Origin of the sequence: Megasphaera sp. NM10 (assembly GCF_000417505.1) — a bacterium.
Lineage (GTDB): Bacteria > Bacillota > Negativicutes > Veillonellales > Megasphaeraceae > Megasphaera > Megasphaera intestinihominis.
Genome location: NZ_APHY01000087.1, coordinates 1 through 5,156 on the forward strand (window position 1 = coordinate 1; position 5,156 = coordinate 5,156).

General features: G+C 54.8%; 4 protein-coding genes and 1 rRNA gene. 3 read left to right on the forward strand and 2 right to left on the reverse strand.

What is annotated here, in order from left to right:
* Positions 1-195 precede the first annotated feature (195 nt).
* Both rrf and eno read left to right on the forward strand, forming a co-directional pair.
* Positions 196-312 (forward strand): 5S ribosomal RNA (gene rrf, locus NM10_RS11855).
* 906 nt (positions 313-1,218) lie between these two features.
* On the forward strand, positions 1,219-2,514 hold the full coding sequence (gene eno / locus NM10_RS11860) for a phosphopyruvate hydratase (RefSeq protein ID WP_020311781.1): 1,296 nt from the start codon (positions 1,219-1,221) through the stop codon (positions 2,512-2,514).
* Here the strand turns inward: eno and NM10_RS13410 are convergent.
* On the reverse strand, positions 2,505-2,651 hold the full coding sequence (locus NM10_RS13410) for a winged helix-turn-helix transcriptional regulator (RefSeq protein WP_081638962.1): 147 nt from the start codon (positions 2,649-2,651) through the stop codon (positions 2,505-2,507). The genes eno and NM10_RS13410 overlap by 10 nt on opposite strands.
* Between NM10_RS13410 and NM10_RS11865 the strand changes: the two genes are divergently transcribed.
* Complete coding sequence (locus NM10_RS11865) at positions 2,600-3,223, forward strand: flavodoxin family protein (protein ID WP_239639736.1); 624 nt, start codon at positions 2,600-2,602, stop codon at positions 3,221-3,223. The genes NM10_RS13410 and NM10_RS11865 overlap by 52 nt on opposite strands.
* A gap of 532 nt (positions 3,224-3,755) precedes the next feature.
* On the opposite strand, the gene NM10_RS11870 is transcribed toward NM10_RS11865, so the two are convergent.
* Complete coding sequence (locus tag NM10_RS11870; protein WP_020311783.1) at positions 3,756-5,129, reverse strand: amino acid permease; 1,374 nt, start codon at positions 5,127-5,129, stop codon at positions 3,756-3,758.
* Positions 5,130-5,156: the final 27 nt, after the last annotated feature.

Here is a 5,156-nt window from a genome sequence, read left to right on the forward strand (position 1 = left end):
GAAAAAGATACACAGAGAGAACGACGATTCGGAGACGAGCGGAAAGATTCTTGATAGTTCGTTGGATGTATGAAACATTTTTATGCAGTTGTCAGGATACGATAAGCAGAGAACCAGTTTTGAAGGAGTCAGAGACGACACGCAAAACTGTGTGAATCGCTTACGTCGGACTTGTCCGACGCCTGAATAACATAATTCAGTGGCGATAGCTGCGGGGATCCACCTGTTCCCATGCCGAACACAGCAGTTAAGCCCGCAAACGCCGAAAGTACTTGGGGGGAGGCCCCCTGGGAGGATAGGAAGCCGCTGATTAAGAAAAAAGCACTGGAAAATTCCAGTGCTTTTTTGCTATTCGTAGGGGCCGTCCCAAAGGGCGGCCCGCCTGAAATGTGATGTACACGCCATACATGACGGGCTCGGACTCAGATGCCGCTGCGCGGCGACAGACTCAAACTGACAACATCGCTTCCTGACAACATCGCTTCGCGTAACCCTCAGCTCGTAAAAACGCCCCGACCGGGGCCTGCGTAGGGGCCGTCCCAAAGGGCGGCCCGCCGCGAATAAATGGTGATATACATAACAGGTCCATGAGGCATGGTTTTACGAGCCACGAATCACGAGCAACGAGCCACGGCTTTTTTCTCGGATTCAGATGCGGCGTTCCGCCGCGACAGACTCAAACTGACAACGACGCTTCGGGAAACCCTCAGCGCGTAGCGGGACGCCTTGACAGGACGTCCCCTACGAAAGCGGTCCGGTGGACCGCCTGCTGACTGCGACCTGCGACCGGCGGCCTGCGGCCTGCGAATGGCGTTTTCTCCGAACAGCATTTCGCGGGATTCCCTCAACGGGACGCCTAGCCACAGCTGTCCGTTTTGGCAGCCGTCCTGCGCCTCCTGCTGGTCGGCACCTGACGGGCCAAAAAGGCTTACAGGACGTCCCCTACGAAAGCGGTCCAGTGGACCGCCTCGATTCGGCAGGAGAGGTGGGAAAATAGTGGCTAGTGGTTCGTGGCTCGTGGGACGGCCGTTGCTAACGGCTAACTGCTGACCGCTAACCGCTAACTGCGACCGGCGGCCTGCGAACATACTCAATTATAATAACAGCGATTCTCATAAAGCATTATGCGAAAGGAGACTAATATTGTATAATATAGCTGTAAAGATACTGAAATTATGGTATTCGCTATATATTACTTTCGACAGGGGAGGTTTTACTATGAAAGATATCCGTATTGAACAAGTCGTTGGCCGGGAAATCCTTGATTCGCGGGGTAATCCTACGGTACAGGCCGATGTGTTGTTATCCGATGGGACTTTGGGCCGCAGCGCGGCTCCCAGCGGCGCTTCGACGGGGCAGTTTGAAGCCCTGGAATTGCGCGATGGCGATGCTCAGCGCTTTGGCGGCAAAGGCGTTAGCCAGGCCGTCAATCATGTCAATACAGTTTTACAGGATGTCTTGAGAGGGCAGAATCCTTTTGATACTTACGGTATCGACAACCTGATGATTCGTGCCGATGGGACGGAAGATAAATCGCGGCTCGGTGCCAATGCCATCTTAGCCGTATCGCTGGCCTGCGCCCGTGCGGCAGCTGCGTCCCTGGGGATTCCCCTCTATCGTTTCCTCGGCGGCGTCAATGGTAATTATCTGCCCGTCCCGATGATGAATATCCTCAACGGCGGGGCTCATGCTGCCAATACCGTCGATGTCCAGGAATTCATGATCATGCCGGCAGGCGCTCCTTCCTTCCGGGAAGGCCTGCGCTGGTGCTCCGAAGTCTATCATGCCCTGGCCGGTCTCTTGAAAGCCAAGGGGCTGGCTACTTCCGTCGGTGACGAAGGCGGCTTTGCTCCTGATTTGGCCAGCGACGAAGAAGCTATCCAATATATCCTTCAGGCCATTGAAAAAGCCGGCTATGAACCGGGCAAGGATTTCGTCCTGGCCCTCGATGCCGCTGCCAGCGAATGGAAGGGGCCCAAACCGGGCGTTTACGTTCTGCCCAAGAGTGGCCAGTCCTTTACGACGGACGAACTCATCGCCCACTGGCAGAAATTGTCCCAGGCTTATCCCATTTATTCCATCGAAGACGGCTTGGATGAAGAAGACTGGGATGGCTGGACGGCCTTGACGAAAGCCTTGGGCCAGCGCGTACAGCTCGTGGGCGACGATTTATTCGTAACCAACACGAAGCGTTTGGCCAAAGGGATTGCCCAGGGCTGCGGCAATGCCATCCTCATCAAGCTCAATCAGATTGGCTCCGTATCGGAAACGCTGGAAGCCATCAAGATGGCGCACCGTGCCGGCTATCGGGCCATCGTTTCTCACCGTTCCGGTGAAACAGAAGATACATCCATTGCCGACCTGGCCGTCGCCTTGAATACGGCTCAGATCAAGAGCGGTGCGCCGAACCGCAGCGAACGCGTAGCGAAATACAACCGTCTCTTGCAGATTGAAGACGAATTGCGCGGCCAGGGCATCTATCCCGGATTCCAGGCTTTCGGAATTCAGCGCTGAACGTAGTGATCCTGTCCCCACGTACAAACTTCATGTAGAATAGGCATCAAAGATTTCCCCAGTTCCGTTAGTCCATATTCGACCTTTGGCGGTACCTGGGGATATTCTTTTCTATAGAGAATGCCGTCGGCTTCCATTTCTTTCAAAAGGATGTGGTATCGATTATGAAATTTTCCAGTTAGGGCCCCGGCCGATCCGCGACTGCATCGGCTGTAATAAATGCCAGGGTAAGGGCTGTATCTTTAAGGATGACAATGATGATACCGTCAACCGCTTCTTGGAAAAGGCGAAGGAAGCTGATGGCTTCGTCTTCGGGACGCCGGTCTATTTTGCCCACCCGAGTGGACAGATCCTGTCTTTCCTGAATCGCGTCTTCTATTCGTCGGCTGTAGGCGAGCTCTACCCGGTCTTTGCCGGTAAACCTGGCGCAGCGATTGCATCGGCCCGCCGCGGCGGTACCACGGCCGCTGTCGATGTCATTCAGAAATATTTCGGCATTGCCAGCATGCCCATCGTTACCTCGACATATTGGAACATGGTCCATGGCATGACGCCGGACGAAGTGCGCAAAGATTTGGAAGGGATGCAGACCATGCGCAACATCGGCCGCAACATGGCCTGGATGTTGAAGGGCTTTGCCAAACAGGAAAAAGAAACATCCTTTGCTGACCACGTAGAAGCAACACATCGCACGGACTTCCACCATTAAAATATAGATGAGATGCAGTTCGCAGGCCGCGGTTCGCTCGGATTCAGATGCGGCTGCGCCGCGACAGATTCAAACTGACAACGACGCTTCGGGAAACCCTCAGCGCGTAGCGGGCCTCCCGCTGGGCTTGCTCCTACGGATGCGGTTGTGCGGCGACAATCTCAAACTGATAACATCGCTTCGAGTACCCCTCAGCTCGTAAAAAATGCCCCGACCGGGGCCTGCGTAGGGGCCGGCCGGGTAAGGCGGCCCGTAGCGAACAGTCGATGATATACGTAACGGGTTAATGAGGCATGGTTTTGCGAACTGCGGTCTGCGGGCCTGCGAATGGCGTTTTCTCCAAACAGCATTTTACGGGATTCCCACAACGGGACGCCTTATCAGGACGTCCCCTACGATATCGCATACAGGCGATGGAAATGGTATGATGTTTGATGTAATAGCTTTAAATTTAAAACCAGCCACTAACAACTAGCCACTAGCCACTCAAAAAGGAGCTGCCGCGATGCGACAGCTCCTTTTTCACTTCCCTTTATTCTCTTACAATGCTGTGTTTACGGCTGTAGGCGTAGTAGACGATGAGGCCTAAGAGAATCCAGCCTGCGAACAGGATATGGGTCAGTGTCGACAGTTCATAGATGAGGTAGAAGCAGACGATGATGCCGACGGGAGCGATGAGGTAGAGCAGGGGGCAATGGAATTTCCGCGGGATTTCCGGGTGTTTGCGGCGCATGACGACGATGCCGATGAAGTTGACCAGGAAGACGGCCAAGGTCCCTGTATTGGACAATTCGACGATGTGCATGAGCGGGACGAAGCCGGAAATGACGGCGATGAGGATGGAACCCCAAATGGTGATCAAATACGGTGTGTGGAAGGTCGGATGAATCTTGCAGAGCTTCTGCGGCAGCATGCCGTCGCGGGATACGGCAAAGAAGACGCGGGACTGACCGAAGAGATAGACGATGAGCGTCGTGATGATACCGGCCAGGACGCCGACGGCGATGAGGTTAGCCATGCCGGGCCAGCCGAGGAGACGCAGGGCATAGGCAACCGGTTCCGGTGTATCGAGCTGGGTGTAATTGATGGCAGCTGTCAGCGACAGGGATACGGCAATGTACAAGGTCATACAGATGACGATGGAGGAGATGATGCCGATTGGCAGGTCACGTGACGGGCACTTACATTCTTCGGCTGACGTTGCGACGGCGTCGAAGCCCATGTACGAGAAGAAGACGATAGCCGCCCCGCTGCAGACGCCGCGGACGCCGAAGGGCGTGAAGGGCGATAAATTAGCTGCCTGGGCGTGAGGCGCTGCGATGACGACGAAGGCGATGATAGCCGCTAAAGCGACGAGGATAAGGGCAAAATTGAGTTTCGCACTCTGTTTGGTACCGCGGATGAGGACTAAGCACAATAAAAGGATAATAATGATAGACGGCAGATTGACCAGGCCGCCTTCAGCCGGCGTTTTGAGGAGATAATCCGGGATTACCAGCCCTAAAGAGGCCGTCATCCCCGACAGGTAGCCTGAGAAACCGACAGCGACGGCACTGGCTGTGACCGTATAGGCCAGGAGCAGGGACCAGCCGCAGAGGAAGGCCATGCCTTCGCCGAGGGAGGCAAAGGTGTAGGAATAGACACTGCCCGAAGCCGGGATGAAGGAGGAAAATTCACTGTACGTCAGGCCGACGAGGATACAGAGAATACCGGCAATGACAAAGGATAAGGCTACGCCCGGGCCGGCATAGCGGGCGGCGGCAATCCCGGTCAGGACGAAGACACCGGCCCCGATGATACCACCGACGCCGAGGAATGTCAGGTCAAAGACGCTGAGGTTTTTGCTCAGCTTTGAGTTTTCTGCATCGCTCTGAAGCGGGCAACGGATTCGTATGGAAAACGACATAAACACACTCCTTTTTTAATAAAAACA

Excerpts from the sequence above, each read along its gene's own strand:
- eno (WP_020311781.1), top strand. The coding sequence starts at position 1,219 with ATGAAAGATATCCGTATTGAACAAGTCGTTGGCCGGGAAATCCTTGAT.
- NM10_RS13410 (WP_081638962.1), bottom strand. The coding sequence starts at position 2,651 with ATGGAAGCCGACGGCATTCTCTATAGAAAAGAATATCCCCAGGTACCG.
- NM10_RS11870 (WP_020311783.1), bottom strand. The coding sequence starts at position 5,129 with ATGTCGTTTTCCATACGAATCCGTTGCCCGCTTCAGAGCGATGCAGAA.